Source organism: Faecalibacterium taiwanense (genome assembly GCF_036632915.2).
GTDB lineage: Bacteria > Bacillota > Clostridia > Oscillospirales > Ruminococcaceae > Faecalibacterium > Faecalibacterium taiwanense.
Genome location: NZ_CP155552.1, coordinates 2,155,655 through 2,169,912, shown reverse-complemented (window position 1 = coordinate 2,169,912; position 14,258 = coordinate 2,155,655). Strand labels below are relative to the sequence as shown.

Annotated in this window: 20 protein-coding genes and 2 tRNA genes; 18 read left to right on the top strand and 4 right to left on the bottom strand. The window is 47.2% G+C overall.

The window, feature by feature from the left end; genetic code table 11:
- Nucleotides 1-6 precede the first annotated feature (6 nt).
- From PXT33_RS10745 to PXT33_RS10735, 3 genes are all read left to right on the top strand, one after another.
- Nucleotides 7-81: transfer RNA gene (locus PXT33_RS10745), tRNA-Thr, on the top strand.
- Between the two features lie 153 nt (nt 82-234).
- Nucleotides 235-319 (top strand) — tRNA-Tyr (locus PXT33_RS10740).
- Nucleotides 320-471: 152 nt separating this feature from the next.
- A complete protein-coding gene (locus PXT33_RS10735) occupies nt 472-723 on the top strand; it encodes a DUF6061 family protein (RefSeq protein ID WP_332376518.1) in 252 nt (83 codons plus the stop codon).
- Nucleotides 724-821: 98 nt separating this feature from the next.
- Here the strand turns inward: PXT33_RS10735 and PXT33_RS10730 are convergent, their stop codons facing one another.
- The 4 genes from PXT33_RS10730 to PXT33_RS10715 form a co-directional block, all read right to left on the bottom strand.
- Nucleotides 822-998: a hypothetical protein gene (locus PXT33_RS10730; RefSeq protein ID WP_223389193.1), complete on the bottom strand. Its 177-nt coding sequence runs from the start codon at nt 996-998 to the stop codon at nt 822-824.
- Between the two features lie 17 nt (nt 999-1,015).
- Nucleotides 1,016-2,281 (bottom strand): plasmid recombination protein, encoded by a 1,266-nt coding sequence (locus tag PXT33_RS10725; protein ID WP_332376517.1) that lies wholly within the window; start codon nt 2,279-2,281, stop codon nt 1,016-1,018.
- Nucleotides 2,282-2,646: 365 nt separating this feature from the next.
- A complete protein-coding gene (locus PXT33_RS10720; protein WP_332376516.1) occupies nt 2,647-3,963 on the bottom strand; it encodes a phage/plasmid primase, P4 family in 1,317 nt (438 codons plus the stop codon).
- 73 nt (nt 3,964-4,036) lie between these two features.
- A complete protein-coding gene (locus PXT33_RS10715) occupies nt 4,037-4,489 on the bottom strand; it encodes a DNA primase (protein WP_347070319.1) in 453 nt (150 codons plus the stop codon).
- A gap of 44 nt (nt 4,490-4,533) precedes the next feature.
- On the opposite strand from PXT33_RS10715, the gene PXT33_RS10710 reads away from it, so the two are divergent.
- From PXT33_RS10710 to PXT33_RS10640, 15 genes are all read left to right on the top strand, one after another.
- Complete coding sequence (locus tag PXT33_RS10710) at nt 4,534-4,842, top strand: hypothetical protein (RefSeq protein WP_347070560.1); 309 nt, start codon at nt 4,534-4,536, stop codon at nt 4,840-4,842.
- A gap of 57 nt (nt 4,843-4,899) precedes the next feature.
- Complete coding sequence (locus PXT33_RS10705) at nt 4,900-5,730, top strand: helix-turn-helix transcriptional regulator (RefSeq protein ID WP_332376514.1); 831 nt, start codon at nt 4,900-4,902, stop codon at nt 5,728-5,730.
- The gene (locus tag PXT33_RS10700) at nt 5,714-6,379 is read left to right on the top strand and encodes a sigma-70 family RNA polymerase sigma factor (RefSeq protein ID WP_223387698.1); all 666 of its coding nucleotides are present in this window, start codon (nt 5,714-5,716) and stop codon (nt 6,377-6,379) included. Before PXT33_RS10705 ends, PXT33_RS10700 begins: the two co-directional genes overlap by 17 nt.
- A 180-nt stretch (nt 6,380-6,559) precedes the next feature.
- Nucleotides 6,560-7,024 carry a DUF3592 domain-containing protein gene (locus PXT33_RS10695; protein WP_015538140.1) on the top strand — a complete coding sequence of 155 codons (465 nt, stop codon included), beginning with the start codon at nt 6,560-6,562 and terminating at the stop codon, nt 7,022-7,024.
- A 281-nt stretch (nt 7,025-7,305) separates the two neighbouring features.
- Nucleotides 7,306-7,695 carry a hypothetical protein gene (locus tag PXT33_RS10690; RefSeq protein WP_332376513.1) on the top strand — a complete coding sequence of 130 codons (390 nt, stop codon included), beginning with the start codon at nt 7,306-7,308 and terminating at the stop codon, nt 7,693-7,695.
- A 188-nt stretch (nt 7,696-7,883) separates the two neighbouring features.
- On the top strand, nt 7,884-8,294 hold the full coding sequence (locus PXT33_RS10685) for a hypothetical protein (RefSeq protein ID WP_015564578.1): 411 nt from the start codon (nt 7,884-7,886) through the stop codon (nt 8,292-8,294).
- A gap of 438 nt (nt 8,295-8,732) precedes the next feature.
- A complete protein-coding gene (locus PXT33_RS10680) occupies nt 8,733-9,173 on the top strand; it encodes a hypothetical protein (RefSeq protein WP_005929376.1) in 441 nt (146 codons plus the stop codon).
- A 206-nt stretch (nt 9,174-9,379) separates the two neighbouring features.
- Nucleotides 9,380-9,472: a DUF4367 domain-containing protein gene (locus PXT33_RS10675; protein ID WP_236131440.1), complete on the top strand. Its 93-nt coding sequence runs from the start codon at nt 9,380-9,382 to the stop codon at nt 9,470-9,472.
- Between the two features lie 626 nt (nt 9,473-10,098).
- Complete coding sequence (locus PXT33_RS10670; RefSeq protein WP_332376512.1) at nt 10,099-10,485, top strand: hypothetical protein; 387 nt, start codon at nt 10,099-10,101, stop codon at nt 10,483-10,485.
- 9 nt (nt 10,486-10,494) lie between these two features.
- Nucleotides 10,495-11,034 (top strand): hypothetical protein, encoded by a 540-nt coding sequence (locus tag PXT33_RS10665; protein ID WP_097775233.1) that lies wholly within the window; start codon nt 10,495-10,497, stop codon nt 11,032-11,034.
- A 90-nt stretch (nt 11,035-11,124) separates the two neighbouring features.
- A complete protein-coding gene (locus tag PXT33_RS10660; protein WP_133300805.1) occupies nt 11,125-11,463 on the top strand; it encodes a hypothetical protein in 339 nt (112 codons plus the stop codon).
- A gap of 48 nt (nt 11,464-11,511) precedes the next feature.
- Complete coding sequence (locus PXT33_RS10655) at nt 11,512-11,721, top strand: hypothetical protein (RefSeq protein WP_097775234.1); 210 nt, start codon at nt 11,512-11,514, stop codon at nt 11,719-11,721.
- A 237-nt stretch (nt 11,722-11,958) separates the two neighbouring features.
- A complete protein-coding gene (locus tag PXT33_RS10650; RefSeq protein ID WP_035393314.1) occupies nt 11,959-12,264 on the top strand; it encodes a type II toxin-antitoxin system RelB/DinJ family antitoxin in 306 nt (101 codons plus the stop codon).
- Nucleotides 12,261-12,581 carry a type II toxin-antitoxin system RelE/ParE family toxin gene (locus PXT33_RS10645; RefSeq protein ID WP_332376510.1) on the top strand — a complete coding sequence of 107 codons (321 nt, stop codon included), beginning with the start codon at nt 12,261-12,263 and terminating at the stop codon, nt 12,579-12,581. The genes PXT33_RS10650 and PXT33_RS10645 overlap by 4 nt, the downstream gene beginning before the upstream one ends.
- A gap of 13 nt (nt 12,582-12,594) precedes the next feature.
- Entirely contained in the window at nt 12,595-14,091 is a 1,497-nt protein-coding gene (locus tag PXT33_RS10640) for a recombinase family protein (protein ID WP_291018833.1), read from the top strand.
- Nucleotides 14,092-14,258: the final 167 nt, after the last annotated feature.

Genomic DNA, 14,258 nt, shown 5'->3' with positions numbered 1-14,258 from the left:
GTCCATGCTGGTGTGGCGCAATGGCAGCGCAACTGATTTGTAATCAGTGGGTTGCAGGTTCAACTCCTGTCACCAGCTCCAAAAAGCCGCTCAGGAACGTTGATTTCTGGGCGGCTTTTGCTTTTGTACTTTTGCTTTCGGCACAAAAATCCAAAAATTCCGCAAAAGATGTTGACAAACTATCATCCGGGTGGTAATATATACAGGCAACCCATGGACTGCAAAACTGAATATGGGCGTGTTCCCGAGTGGCCAATGGGGACAGACTGTAAATCTGCTGCTTTCAGCTTCGGTGGTTCGAATCCACCCGCGCCCACCAAACAAGAAAAATCCGAACCTGTTTCCGATTGGAGAAGGGTTCGGATTTTTCGTTTTCTTCGGGTACAACAACGAAGGCTCCCGTGGACGGCGCAAAACCCCGATACCTTGTCATAAACCGTAAGACAATCACAAGATTTGGAGGGTATGATTATGAAGTACGATGCAAGAGCCTGTTCGTTCAACATGGATACCGGGTGCGTGGAGTTGACTCTCCAAGATGGGAGAAAAATTTCCATCGGCTGCACCGGGGTCGAGGATGCACTGAATGTGACTATGGCACAGCAGACGGAATTGGACTACCTGATCTACAATGACCCGCTGAGCTATGCCGATTTGATTCTGAACGGTGACCCAGAGGAATATTTGAAAAATGCAGCCGGGAGCCATGGGTTAGAAGATTAAGGGCAAAAAAATAAGAGGTGTGCCCAACTGGACACACCTCGGTGAGATACATCTATATAAGGCAGGGCGTTCCCTTTACTGGGAGCGTCCTGCTGTTTTTATGCTGCAACAGGCAAGGCTTGTAGAACTTCCTGCTCTTTCAGCCATTCCTCATATTCACGCTGGCCTTCCTCGCTGTTGAAAAACTCAACCATGGAGGGATAAAAGCAACGTGCAAGGGTCTTGATTGCTTCATCCGGGTAGCCGGATTTGTTTGACTTCTTCTTTTTATTCAAATGGTATCCTCCGAAAATCAAAGTTCCATATCCTGCCCACGCCTGCGGTTTCGCTGCTGCACATTCATGGTGCGCTCCTGCTTGGGGGCAAGAATCTTTTCCAGAAAGCTGCGAACCAGTTCAGGCGCACGGTGGATGGCGTCCAGATAGGGCTTTACATCGTACCACAGGTCGTGGTACTTGTTGCTCCAATGAATGGTTTCCTTCTTGGCGGTGGAAAGTTCTTCTTTCAGGCGGCGGTTCTCCACGTCCATCATATAGCCGTGGTCGGCTTGCTTTTTCAGCTTGGAAAATTCTTCTTCGGTCAGCGAGTAGTTGCCGAGGAAGGTGCGCTTGCCGATATAATCCAGATCACGCGCATGAATGAGGGCTTCTTTCGTGAGCGTGGTCTTTTTCTGAATGGAGGCAAGTTCTTTCTCCTTTTGGGAGAGGGCCTGACTGGTTTTGGCAAGCGATTGTGCCTGCTGGTCGGCTTGGGTGGTCAGGGTGTCCAGCCGTTCCTGCTCCCGCTGGACTTTGAACTGAGTGACAGTCAGGTGTTCTTCGGTGCTGCCACGCTCGCCGCGCTCCACATCGGTGTACCCGGCAGTACGCATATAGTTGAAGAAATCGTCTTGCAGGACGCTGTGCGACTTCTTCAGGACTGGCTTGCCGTTCTTTTGCAGCACGGGCTTTCCGGCATCGTCCAGCAGGGGCTTGGATGCCCACTTCTTGCTCCGGCTGACCTGCATGACGGTCTCCTTGACTGTGCCGACCAGTGCCTTATCCTTGCAGCGTTTCGACCAGAGGATCTGTTTTTCCACCACAGGTACATAGACCACATGGAGGTGGTAGTGGTAGACCTCCCTGCCTAGTGCTTCGGTCATGGCACGGTTGATCTCATCAGCGTGCATGACTGCCGAGAGGATATACTGCTCACCACCCACGATTTGAACGGCTGCTTTGTAGGCATCCTCATAGAACTGCTTGGCGAACTCGTAGCCACCGTGATTGTCAAAATAGGCCGAGTTGACATCAAAGACAAGCTCGCAATAATGGGTGGCATCCGGCTTCAGGCCGCGCGTTGAAATCGTACCAGCGGTTTCCAGTTGGGAGAACAGGTCGGTGTAGCTGGCGGTTGGCTTTTTGAAGTGGATGTTCCATGCAGTGCGCTGGGGGATGATGTCGGGGTTCCGGTAGCTGTCCTTTTCGCGCTCGTTGTGCTGCTGAGTGTTGCCAACGGCCTTGTCCGAAACGGCGAGATTTCGAACACTGGTGCGGTCAATGCCATCATTTCTTGCCAAAGGGCATCCCTCCTTTCAAGGTTCATCGAGAGGTGACGGGGAACGGAGATGCACTTCTGCGGAAGTGTAATAACCCACTATGACACTTTCATCCCTATGGTCTGCAAAGTGTAGTGGGCTCTCCGAGGGGGAACGTCTCCTGCGGGAGAGTTACAATCAAGTTCGCACAATGCGAACTTGATTGCTCCGTACGCATCTGAAAAAATTGCGTACGGACTTCAAATAACCTGTACGGTCTGTACGACGTACAGAAATACGAAATATAAACGATACCACGTCTTAATTTTCTTCAATTTGCTGTACAGGTGCGTACAAGTACAGACCGTACAGGTTGTACGAACTTCTTCCGTGAAAAAATGCACTTTTTACGGACAGGGGTGAACAAGCGGCTCAATGCCCACGAATCCCCGCACCCTGCGGCCACCGGGCAGGTAGATGTTGTTGGTGGCTTCAAGGTTATAGCGGCGGTCATTCTGGCGCAGTTCGGCGCTGAAACGAATCGCCGATACGCTGTGGCAGGCGTTGTCCTCGCACCACTGCTTGTAAATGTCATAGAACTCCTTGGAGCTGATGGAGTAGTCCGCCTTGAAGCGGAAGTAGCCCTCGGACTCCATGAAGTCGATGACATTGTTGCTGCTGCGTTTGATGGTGTCCACGTTGGCGGCGGCTCGTTCGCTGACCGTGAAGCGGAAATCGTTCTGCACCAGCCGGTGCAGACCTTCCAGACACCAGAGCAGGATGCCCTCCAACTCGGCGCACATCTTCTCCACAAGGAAAGGGTCGTCCGTGCGGTCGGCAGGCTTGTCCTTGGTGGTCAGGATGAGCTGGCGGCGAAAGAAGCCGTCCGAATGGTCATACAGTGAGGTCAACGCGCCGTTGCCGAAGCAGAGGAACCGGGCGTAAATGTCCCGCTGGTAACTCTGGACGCCCTTGCGCTCCAAGTCCAGTTTGGCCTCGGCGGTCACGATGGTCTTAATATAATTCGTTTTAGGCAGGGCATTCATGTCCATGTCATCGTCGATCATCAGCAGGCGGCGTTCCAAATCGGCACGGGCAAAGCGGTTGTTCTCGACTTTCTGGACGCTGCCGTTGCTGGCGGCATCTCCCATGAGCCGTTTGAGCACCAGCCCGATGCGGGACTTGCCCTCGCCGCCCTTGCCAACAATGAGCATCATCTTCTGTCCCTTGGTGCTGGGGATCAGGCAGTAGCCCAGATACTCCTGCAAGGTGGGGATGTCGGCATCGTCCAGCAGCTCGTGCAGGAAGGTCAGCCAACGGTCAGGGGTGGCAGCTTTCGGGTCGTAGTTCACAGGCAGACGGTTCTGGCAGAACAAGCGGCTCTCCTGAAAAGAGCCGTCCGGCAGATGGTACACGCCGTTCTGAAGGTGGATGCAGTCCTGCTCAATGGGGAACGGATCGGAAAAGGCCAGCAGCTTGATGGTCTCCAGAATGTTGGTGACCTTTTTGGACAGGCCGGAGGTGACATATTCCTCGATGTTCTCCAAGATGCGCTGCTTGATCTCGCTTTCGTCCTCCACCGGGCCGTCCAGCGTGTATAGCGTTCCGTTGACGCATTTCAGCGGCCACTGTTCCAGAAAGGCACGGCCAAACTGGACTTCATCGATCTTCTTGCCGTTGTACCAGTCCGGCCATAAGGGGTTGCGGGAAATGTTTTTCTTCATGTGGCGGTTCTCCTTTAGAAAAGTGAAGTGGTGGGTCTCACGGTGAGACCCACCACTTCAGGTGAATAAATTATCAGGCGCACTTCGCCAGAGCAAGGCGGTCGGTGCGCTCCTCCAACATCAGCAGGTACGACCCGGACAGCAGCTGTGCGGCGGCATCGGCCTTCTGCTGGGGTGTTCCAAATGCAACGCAGTCTGTCAGGTGCTCGACGGTCTCGGTCGTGTGGAGGGCTTCTTCAAACCGTGGGTCATGCGGTTCCTCCGGGGTGGCAGGCTTGTAGCGCTCCTGCCAGTCGTGCAGCAGGTCAAGATAATCGGTCAGTACCCGCAGGCAGTAGGCGATGTCTGCCCACTGCTCGTCCGTCAGGCCGCGCTTGGGCGGCGGCAGAGCGATGGCATTGGCGGGCGGCTTGTCCGGGTCAAGCCCGAAGTCACTTGCGAGCTTCTCGGCGGCTTGCCGGGGTTCAGGTCGAACAATTTGGCGGTGAGGTCGATGGCATCTCCGTTGGCTCCGCAGCCAAAGCAATAATAATAGTTGTCGTTCAGCTTCATGCTGGGGTCGCTGTCGGAATGGAACGGACAGCACACCATGCCATGGCGGTCGGGCTCCATGCCGTAGACCTTGGCAGCTTGCGGAACGGTGATGGCGGATTTGATTTTCTGAAACAGGCTCAAGGGCATTCCTCCTTTGTGTCGTGCGTTGCGCGTTGCACCAGAGACCCCAAAGCGGGAACTCTGGTGTTTTTTGCTTCCTGCCTGAATATACGGAAAATTTTGCAGGAAAGGCGAAAAAGCGGCAGAACTGCAACGGAAAAAGAAAAATGCCCTTACTGGTTGCAGGGCTGCAACAGCAAGGGCAGAGAGGAAACCGTATATTGAACAAAACGGCAGAGCGTATTATAATGAGGAAAAAGCTCAAAAAGGAGGGCCGACCACATGGCACAGGAATATCTGCCCGCACCATCCAACATCCGTCTTGCGGACTTGATGAAAGAACGCAACATCAGCCAACCAGAACTTGCCAAGGAACTCGGCTGCTCCAAGAGCACCATCAACCGCTTTATCAGCGGTGCAAAGGGAACCCTGACCCATGAGCAGGTGCTGAAAATTGCAAGGCTGTTCAACGTATCCACGGATTTTCTGCTGGGAGAAACCAACATCCCCGACCGCAAGAACTATGATATTGCTGAACTGGGCTTGTCCGTAGAAGCCGCAAAGAACCTCTACACAGGGCGCGTCAATGCAGAGGTGGTCAACCTGCTGCTGGAAAACGCCCGTTTTGCAGAACTTACTTACCGCATAGCGCAGTATTTTGATGATACCTTTGCATCCGGTATCGCGGCACAGAACGCCATGCTCACGACACTGAGCACCCTGCTGCGCACAAAGGTCAAGACCCCGGAAGCAGCCAAGGCTGCAAAGGACATCAGCCTTCGGAGAAAGCCTGTGTACCAAGGCGACCTTGATGATATTGAGACGTACTTCATGGCAGCGGTCAAGGAGATCAAAAAGGGTATCGGGAGCCATTACGCCGAACAGGAAGCTATGAGTAAGAAAGTGGCAGAGAAGATGTTCACCGAATTGACCAAAGGGCAGGATGTGCAGCACCCAACGATCACGGCAGAGCAGCTGACAGACGCAATGTTGGGTAGCGTTTTGGGCATGGATGGAGCCACGCCGGAAGCACTGGAACAGCTGCGAAGCGGTCTGCTGGGAATCTTGCAGTCTGCCGCAGAGCAGGAAAACGCCCATGAAGCAGACGAATGAACGGCTTTGTGCGCTGGCGCAGAAAGGCGATGCTACCGCGCTGGACAGCCTGATCGACAACAACAAGTCCTTTATTGGCAAGGTGGCAAATGACCTTTTCCGCAGCATGAATCTGGCACAGTCCGGCCTGAACCTTGACACGGACGATTTGAAACAGGCAGGGAATATGGGCTTGTGGAAGGCCGTGCCAAAGTTCGATGCAGCGCGCGGCATGAAGTTCCTGACCTACGCGGCTCCTGCCATCCGCAACGCCATGATGGACATGGTGCGGGATGCCTTTGCCGCTTTTGAGCAGCGGATGGTAACGGAGGACAAGGACGGTATCTGCTGCCAGCGCGTTTCGCTGGACGATGTTCTGCCGGGAGAGGAACAACTGCGGCGCATCGAAGCCATAGCCGACCCTTATACCATGCAGCCGCAGAGTATTATGGAAGAGCAGGAATCGCGCCGGGAACTGTACGATGGTCTGAAACGGCTGACCCAGCGGGAGCAGACCTACCTGCTGTACCGCTATGGCTTCACTGATGGCGAGGAGCATCCACTGATTGGCACGGCGATATACTTTCACCTGACAAAAGGCCGCGCAAAAAAGACGGAGGAACAGGCCATGGATAACCTTTGGCTGGAACTGCCGTGGTGGTTTATCTGAATGAAAAGAAAAAATCGTGATTGTGCTACGAGCTTTATGGGAATTTATGTGCAACTATACGATTTTGAGAAATTTTGTAGACGGATGAAACAAAATAGGATTAAATCTAAGTATCTAAGGAACGTTGATTTCACGGAGCCGCTGATTACCGACTGTAGGATTTGAGGAGGATGCCGTTTTATGAAAATTACACGAGATAAAATGTTTTTTTCAAAAGATCTTATTCATACAATGGCATATGTCGGAATGTTCGTGGCGGCAATTATATCGGTTGGAGCGTGTAAGTCTGGTATTTGGGTGGCTGCGATATTAGCATGGATTGTAGCAGGTATAATTATCGGATTGGCGATTATTTCCGACTATAAAAAGGCAGAACTTTTGAAAAATGGAACAAGAATCATCGGAAAGGTTACAGCAACAAAACGAGTACATATAAAATTTCATATGAGTACCTACCACCTTGCCGATGAAGATGTAATCTATCCATATGTGGTACATTATCAGTATAAAGTTAAAGGTGAAACCTATAATGGAAAGTCGCAGTGGTTTTGGTTCAATCCATGTATTCCGAAAGGGGCACCAATAAAAATTCTAGTAGACCCAAAGAATCCGGCCCGAAGTACAGTTCTCAAACCAGAAAGCTAAAGATGGCTTTCAATCGAGGTAAAACAAAAAGTTTATCCTTATAGCGTGTTTATTTAAAAGAAGATTGCGATTGTGCTACAAATTTTCAGGAAGTTTATGTGCATCTATACGATTTTGAAAAATTTTGTGGACAAACGAAATAAATCAGGCTTAAATTTCGTTATCTAAACAAAAAAGCAAGGCGGGAAGGTTTGATGATTTGTAAAAAATGAGGGCATAAAAATAAAGTAGGCGTTTGATATTTCCAGCAATGTGGGCAGTAGTGAAAGAAGGTATAGAAAATGAAGAAAACTTTATATACATTTTTGGTTTGGAATTTTCTGTTGTTTGTAGCTGGTTTAAGTGATATTGTTTTTTATAGAAATCTTACATCGGTAGAAGGTATGACAATAAGCTGGACCCAGCCAGCGCTTGTAAGTATTACTTCATTTTTAATATTGCTTTCAATATATTATGGGATGCACCAGCTCCTTTTCGGGAAAAATTATTATTTGAAACTGGAAATCAAGCAGGAAGACATAGATAAATTGCGAAATTCAATTTATGATTTTCTGAAAAAAGGCGAAATTGACCCCGAAAAATTGCAGCAACACTTGAAGTGTTTGATAATTGCTGAAGTTGTTTTGTGGGGTGGATTCATCGTTTACTTATTTATATCAAAGGGCTACTAATTTTCAATTCTAATAATGGGGTAAAGTGGTACGAATGAAAAAGATACAGAACTTTTTCTCGACGATTTTGCAAAAGCTGTGGAAAAGTTCGATAACTATCGTTTAGCATTAAAAACTACGGAAGCTTTACGCTGAAAGCTGTAACTTTAAGCAGACCGGAAAGCTTATAATGAGGGTAGAACAGAAATATGACCAACGAAGATACCACTGATTTTGACGAGCACTTCGCTAAAATTTCGTCCTATATTGTGGACACATTGCACGGCGTTCCACTTGAGATGACCGAGGATGAAAAAGAACAATTTCGCATACAGGTTATTTCAAATCAGTATGCAGAACGGTTGCTAAGTGAAGCCGAAAAGACAGAAACGTATAGAGGTTTATCAAAAATTGATATTCTCCATACAGTTTCTATCCCTCAACTGGCTAGAACAATCCCACTTAAAGGTTTGAATCTCAGTTTAGAAAAATACAGAATGCCGGATGGTGTAATAATAGAGGTTGAGAGTTCGTCACATTATTTGGGGTCATTTAGTGAGAAAAATGATTCTTCCACAAATTGGATAGAAAAGATCATGGAGGGTGTCGGTATTCACTAGATGGATTCTCAAGAAGCATAAACAGCCCGCTATTTGCAGAGAATTCTGGAAGAAAATTGAAGAAAGCATCCTTCCGGCAACAGCACCCCGGACGTTTGTGAACTCTCACAACAGAGATCAAGAACCAATCCCTGCTTTGCGCTTACACCGTTTTGGTGACATTTTTTCTCCGTCTTGCTACAATATTGTGGATTTTTTCTATTTGTGCTTTGCTATTATCAACATCTAAAATGGAAACCGTGATGGAGGTGATTCCAATGCAGATAATTTCCTTGAAAACAAATTGAATGCTTTGGCAAACGGTGGCCAGTTCTCCATTTCCTACGACATCACGATTCCGTAATAAAAGCATTAGATAATGGGTATAAAAGCCACGATTCTTTAGAGTCGAAAGAAAAGAATCGTGGCTTTGTACGTTTGAATTATGGAGCAAGCCAAATGAATAAGAAATTGGAATTTTTTAGCAGTATGGCGGTTGCCTTTATAGTTTTGATATTGGTCTTTCTTTGCATTCGTTTTTCAGGTCAGGGAAAATTTGCTACACATGGAGGAACCAATCCGTCTGATGTAAAATGTATTTATACTTCAGTTTGGCCGGATAATGAATACACTAGGCTTATTTGTGAGCCGGAAAGTGGAACGATAGAATATATATTGGATGGTTCTAATGCTGGGTATTATGCAATCTTTTATAATAATATCTCTGAAGAAGAAATACAAAAATATATTGACCAATTGAAAACCTTAGGATACGCTGAAGAGGCATCGGCTTCAGAAAGCGTTTCGACAGGCGTTTTGCTAAGAAAAGATGAAACATGGATAAGCATTGCATACTCAGAGGGAGGATTTGGAATCCGGATTTCAGTAGAAAAATCCTGAATAAAAGAGATGCTGGGGAATCCCGGTTATCCCTATGATGCAGTGGAAAGAAAATGGATTGCTCAATATTGGAGGCTCCAACCACAGCTTCTTTGTTGAAATGTTAATCAGTTAGATACCGCCAGACGGTTTATTTAGAACGAGGTTAAGTTGGAACAGCCGATGCCACACTCGGAACAAACAATAGCGGAGGCCGTACAAGATATGTGCTAGTATGGGAGAAAGATGGCATATCACATACGATCATTGGAAAGATACCGCGTGAAGAGATTCTAAAAATTGCAGAGAGCATTTCCTAACTGGCTGAATTTTTGCCCACACGCTTGTAATTATTTACAAATGTGTGGACACTTTTTCGTTGAAGCGTCCAAAGCTGACAAGATTTTGAACTTTTTCAAAAAAGCTGTCACAAACGCAGTGTGAGCAACGTTGACTAAGCAAAAGCTCCTGGGGAGTGTACAAAATGGAGGTTATTCATTAATCAAAATGACGAAAGAAGAAATCATTTCCATGCTATCAAAGGAATTGAACAGTGAATGGACGAATGGAGTCACATGTTTGATGGTGGAAAATTCCGATAGCTATATTCCAGTAATAGTTCATCACAATAAAAATGAACTTATTGTTGAAGTAGGAGAACAAGACAAGAAGATTTACCGCATCGGACGAAATGAGCTAAATAAAACATCTTAGTCATCACCAAAAAAAACATTGAAATCAGTCACAATTTGACGCATAGAATATGAATTCAAACTTGATATGAGGTGATTCCAATGCAGAAAAAATAGAACACATATTTCGAAAATATTGCTACCATCAAACTGTCAAAGAATACAAGTCAAACGGTTCTTTGATTCGTTCTAAAACGGATTACTATCAGGCTATTGGTGGTTAAGTCACTCCGTTTGTAAGGAAAGGGTTGAAAATGGATTTTCTTAAACAAAAAGGGCCATTAGCAAGAGAATTCTGCAACACGTTGATTTACATTATTTCGTTAGTGTCATTAAAGCCTTCAAGCCTTCAGAGGGTGTTGACAGAACTTCAATGGAATGGGATGTGGTTCTTTTCTCTGGCATTTTTCGCTGTCATCTTTATGGAAATGCTGTCCGATTTTTTGCTGGTTACAGATCGCTACACTGCATGGAAAGCATTAAATGGAAATGTCAGCGAAGCCGAATTTCACAATCTTCAGCAGATTGTCCTATGCGAAAATCAGAAAGTTTCCATTGAGAAGAAACTTGCAAGTACGATACTACTGGTTCTGATGATATGTGCAACTGCTGCATTTGTGTGGTTTACCTTTTTGGTATAAGGTTTTGTTATGAAAGAGATAATTATTATACCACATATTGGAATTGGACAATTAAAATTAGGTATGGCACCAGATGAGCTAGAAAATGCTCTTCTACAAATGAAGAAACAGTGGTCGAATTCTTCTGATGAAGCAATGCAAATGGAGCGTTGTGCTGAAACTGGTGATCCTAATTTGATAACAGGACGATATATGGATAATGATTCGTTCTTTCTGGTGCAGTATCGGAACGGAAAAGCTACTGAAATCGGCATCCAGAGAGAGTTGTCTAAAGTGGCATCAATAAAATTGTTCGGGCTGGATATGTTTAATACAACCGCCGAGTGTATTATTGATAGCTTAATGAAAAAGGACAACGTTGTTTGCAACGAAAAGGACTTGCAACTGGGAACGGAATATCTTTTCCCTGAAATTGGAGTCCGACTTTGGAGAGAGCGAGCATTTCATCTCAAACTGTTGAAAGACCCGTTATACATGGAAGAGATGCAGGCTGTATTAGAAGACGAATATCAGTATCAATACTTCCAGATGGTTACTGTGATGGGTTGAATTGCTAACGATCAATGGGATTTGATATAACTTTTCCGCTTGTAGTACATAGCGATGACCACAGCTATCTGCTAATACGGGTGAACTAATTTGAAGTATTTTATTGACGAAGATCAAAGAAAAGCCTCACACAGCAGCTGCTACTTGGAATTTCAACAAGGGCAGTATCATGACAAGTGCTGGCTTGACACATCTATTAGCATCAGTGATGAAGTATGGAATAGCCGCCATGTTTCAGATCTGATTCTTGAAGTGATTCCAGAGTTTGACTTTTATGGAATAACAATCGTTACAAAAGTACAATGGGATAATATTTTAACAAAAAGTCAATCGGATGGATGTACTTGCAAAGAGATTATTGCAGAAGCAGTTCCTTGGGCAGCAAAGTGTTTTGAAACGAATGATGTGTTCACTATCATAGGGATGTGAGTCGAACTTTCTCGGAGAATAACAGTGATACACAAAGGAGAGTGTAACATGAAAAAAATTCTTACAGCAATCGTATCGGTAAGCATATTTATTGTTGGAATTTTGCTTATACTTTGTGCGGACACTAATTTTTTATGGTATGCCTTTAATCAAAATGTTCGCCTTACAGTAGTTGCAGGGATTCTCATTGCACTTGTTGGTGGCGTTGGTGTGATAATGAATCTTTGGTGTATTCTAAAAGAATTGTACAGTAAATAGTTTATTGAAGGTTAAACTTCCAGTCTGCCATGGTCGCAGCCAAGAGAGATAATATTCAAACTTACTACTCAGCAAAAGCTAGGCACACTCCAAGAATTTATTATAGAGGGTGAATATCCCGCGCTTTGAACAATTTAACGATGAATATATTGTGCGATATGGAGAATTTCATTTGCGCGTTCACCTCGAATTGACTTGCAACGCAAAATACGTTACAATAAGGCCGAGGTGATAACCATGGAAAAAACGATGACACTCAATCTTCGTGTCAACCCCACCGTTAAGCAGCAAGCCGAGGATGTGTTGAAGCAGCTCGGCATCCCGATGGCAACAGCCATTGATATGTACCTGCGCCAGATCACCCTGACTGGCGGCATCCCCTTCTCGCTGTCCCTGCCGAAGGCTCCTGCGGCTCTGAACGCTGACACCATGACCGATGACCAGCTCCATGCAGCCTTGCAGGTGGGCATTAAGGAGATTCAGAACGGTGATACCGTGGATGCTGCAAGCGCATTCGCACAGTTCAGGGAACAGCACAGATGAAACAGTATGATGTGAAAATTTCCCGGATGGCACTCAGCGATATGGAGCAGATTTACAGCTACATTGCTGACCGTCTGCTTGAACCTGATACGGCTATGGGGCAGTACAACCGCATTGCAGAAGCCATCCAGTCGCTGAACATCCTGCCGGAACGCTGCGCGCTGGTGGAAAGCGAGCCGGAGCGTACCCAAGGGCTGCGGCAGATGCTGGTGGACAACTACTCGGTGTTCTACATTGTGGGCGAGGATGCCGTGTCGGTGGCCCGTGTGCTGTACAGCGCATCCGACCTTGTGCGCCGCCTGCGGAGAATGAAGTGAAAGGGGTGTTTGCATGACCGCCGTGATTTACGCCCGCTATTCCAGCGATAACCAGCGCGAAGAATCCATCGAAGGGCAGATTCGTGAATGTACGGCCTACGCCGAAAAGAACGGCATTACCGTGGTCAAACACTACATTGACCGTGCCCTTTCCGCCAAAACCGATAACCGCCCGGACTTCCAGCAGATGATCAAGGACAGCGAAAAACGGCTGTTTGACATCGTGCTGGTCTGGAAACTCGACCGTTTTGCCCGGAACCGCTATGATTCAGCCCACTATGAGTACCAGTTGGAACGAAATCATGTCAAGCTGGTATCTGCCACGGAGCCTATCTCTGACAGCCCTGCGGGTATCATGGTCAAGAGTATGCTCACCGGCATGGCTGAATACTACTCGGCAGAACTTTCTGAAAAAGTTGTGCGCGGCATGACCGAGAATGTTCTGAAGGGGAAGTACAACGGCGGCACGATTCCCATTGGTTTTAAGGTGGATGAGGAGAAGTTCTTTCAAGTCGACCCGCTGAAAGCTCCCTTTGTGGTAGAAGCCTTTCAGCGGTACAACGATGGCGCAACTATGAAAGAACTGATGAACTGGCTGAACGACAGCGGCGTGACCACTAACCGCAACCAGAAGTTCACCTACAACAGTGTTCAGAAGCTGCTGACAAATAAGCGGTACATCGGAGAAAACCACTTCAAGGACATTGTGATGCCCGACAGTATCCCGGCCATCGTGGACAAGGATTTGTTTGAGGAAGTGCAGCTGAAAATCAAAAAGAACAGCCGCGCTCCTGCCCGCCACAAGGCCGAGGACGATTACTTGCTCACCACCAAGCTGTTCTGCGGAATGTGCGGCGCGATGATGTTCGGCGAGTGCGGTACGGGTAGAAACAAGGTCGTTCATCATTATTATAAGTGCGCCACCGCGAAGCGTTTCAAGACCTGCAAGAAAAAGACCGTCCGTAAAGAGTGGCTGGAAGATTTGGTCATAGCTGAAACCATGAAGCTGATTCAGGACGATGCCGTGATTGATGCCATCGTTGCGGAAGTGATGGAGTTGCAGGATCAGGAAAACACCACTCTCCCTTTCCTGGAAAAGCAGATGCGCGAGGTAGAGAACGGCATTGAAAATATGCTGAACGCCATTCAAGCAGGTGTGCTGACCAACTCCACCAAATCGCGTTTGGAAAAGCTGGAAGCCCAGCAGAAAGAACTTGAGATTCGGATTGCCGAAGAAAAAATCGCTCGGCCACGGTTGAGCGAAAATCAGGTTCGGTTCTGGCTGACCCGGTTCCGCAAGCTCGACCCGAACGTGAAAAGCCACAGGGAGACGCTTATCAACACGTTCGTGAACGCGGTTTATCTCTATGATGAAAAAGTTTTGATTATATTCAACTACAAAGACGGCACAAAAACCATCACTTTCGATGAGATCGCTGCCAAAGATGCCCCAGAGGGCAATGGTTCGGATTTAGGTTGCTTCGCTCCACCAAAAAACCTCAACGTATGAAAGTACGCTGAGGTTTTTGTTTTGCGACAAGGCTAAACTCATCGGGCGGGTGGATTCGAACAGCTGCGGCGATGTCGTTGAAGACGGCGCAAAAACAGCCCCGATGGACCGTCAGGTTCACCGGGGCTGCTGCTATACCATAATTTTGTTGACGTTAACATTTTCGT

Coding starts and splice junctions, on each gene's coding strand:
- PXT33_RS10735 (WP_332376518.1), top strand. CDS start 472: ATGAAGTACGATGCAAGAGCCTGTTCGTTCAACATGGATACCGGGTGC.
- PXT33_RS10720 (WP_332376516.1), bottom strand. CDS start 3,963: ATGAAGAAAAACATTTCCCGCAACCCCTTATGGCCGGACTGGTACAAC.
- PXT33_RS10710 (WP_347070560.1), top strand. CDS start 4,534: ATGGAACGGACAGCACACCATGCCATGGCGGTCGGGCTCCATGCCGTA.
- PXT33_RS10705 (WP_332376514.1), top strand. CDS start 4,900: ATGGCACAGGAATATCTGCCCGCACCATCCAACATCCGTCTTGCGGAC.
- PXT33_RS10700 (WP_223387698.1), top strand. CDS start 5,714: ATGAAGCAGACGAATGAACGGCTTTGTGCGCTGGCGCAGAAAGGCGAT.
- PXT33_RS10695 (WP_015538140.1), top strand. CDS start 6,560: ATGAAAATTACACGAGATAAAATGTTTTTTTCAAAAGATCTTATTCAT.
- PXT33_RS10690 (WP_332376513.1), top strand. CDS start 7,306: ATGAAGAAAACTTTATATACATTTTTGGTTTGGAATTTTCTGTTGTTT.
- PXT33_RS10685 (WP_015564578.1), top strand. CDS start 7,884: ATGACCAACGAAGATACCACTGATTTTGACGAGCACTTCGCTAAAATT.
- PXT33_RS10680 (WP_005929376.1), top strand. CDS start 8,733: ATGAATAAGAAATTGGAATTTTTTAGCAGTATGGCGGTTGCCTTTATA.
- PXT33_RS10670 (WP_332376512.1), top strand. CDS start 10,099: ATGGATTTTCTTAAACAAAAAGGGCCATTAGCAAGAGAATTCTGCAAC.
- PXT33_RS10665 (WP_097775233.1), top strand. CDS start 10,495: ATGAAAGAGATAATTATTATACCACATATTGGAATTGGACAATTAAAA.
- PXT33_RS10655 (WP_097775234.1), top strand. CDS start 11,512: ATGAAAAAAATTCTTACAGCAATCGTATCGGTAAGCATATTTATTGTT.
- PXT33_RS10650 (WP_035393314.1), top strand. CDS start 11,959: ATGGAAAAAACGATGACACTCAATCTTCGTGTCAACCCCACCGTTAAG.
- PXT33_RS10645 (WP_332376510.1), top strand. CDS start 12,261: ATGAAACAGTATGATGTGAAAATTTCCCGGATGGCACTCAGCGATATG.
- PXT33_RS10640 (WP_291018833.1), top strand. CDS start 12,595: ATGACCGCCGTGATTTACGCCCGCTATTCCAGCGATAACCAGCGCGAA.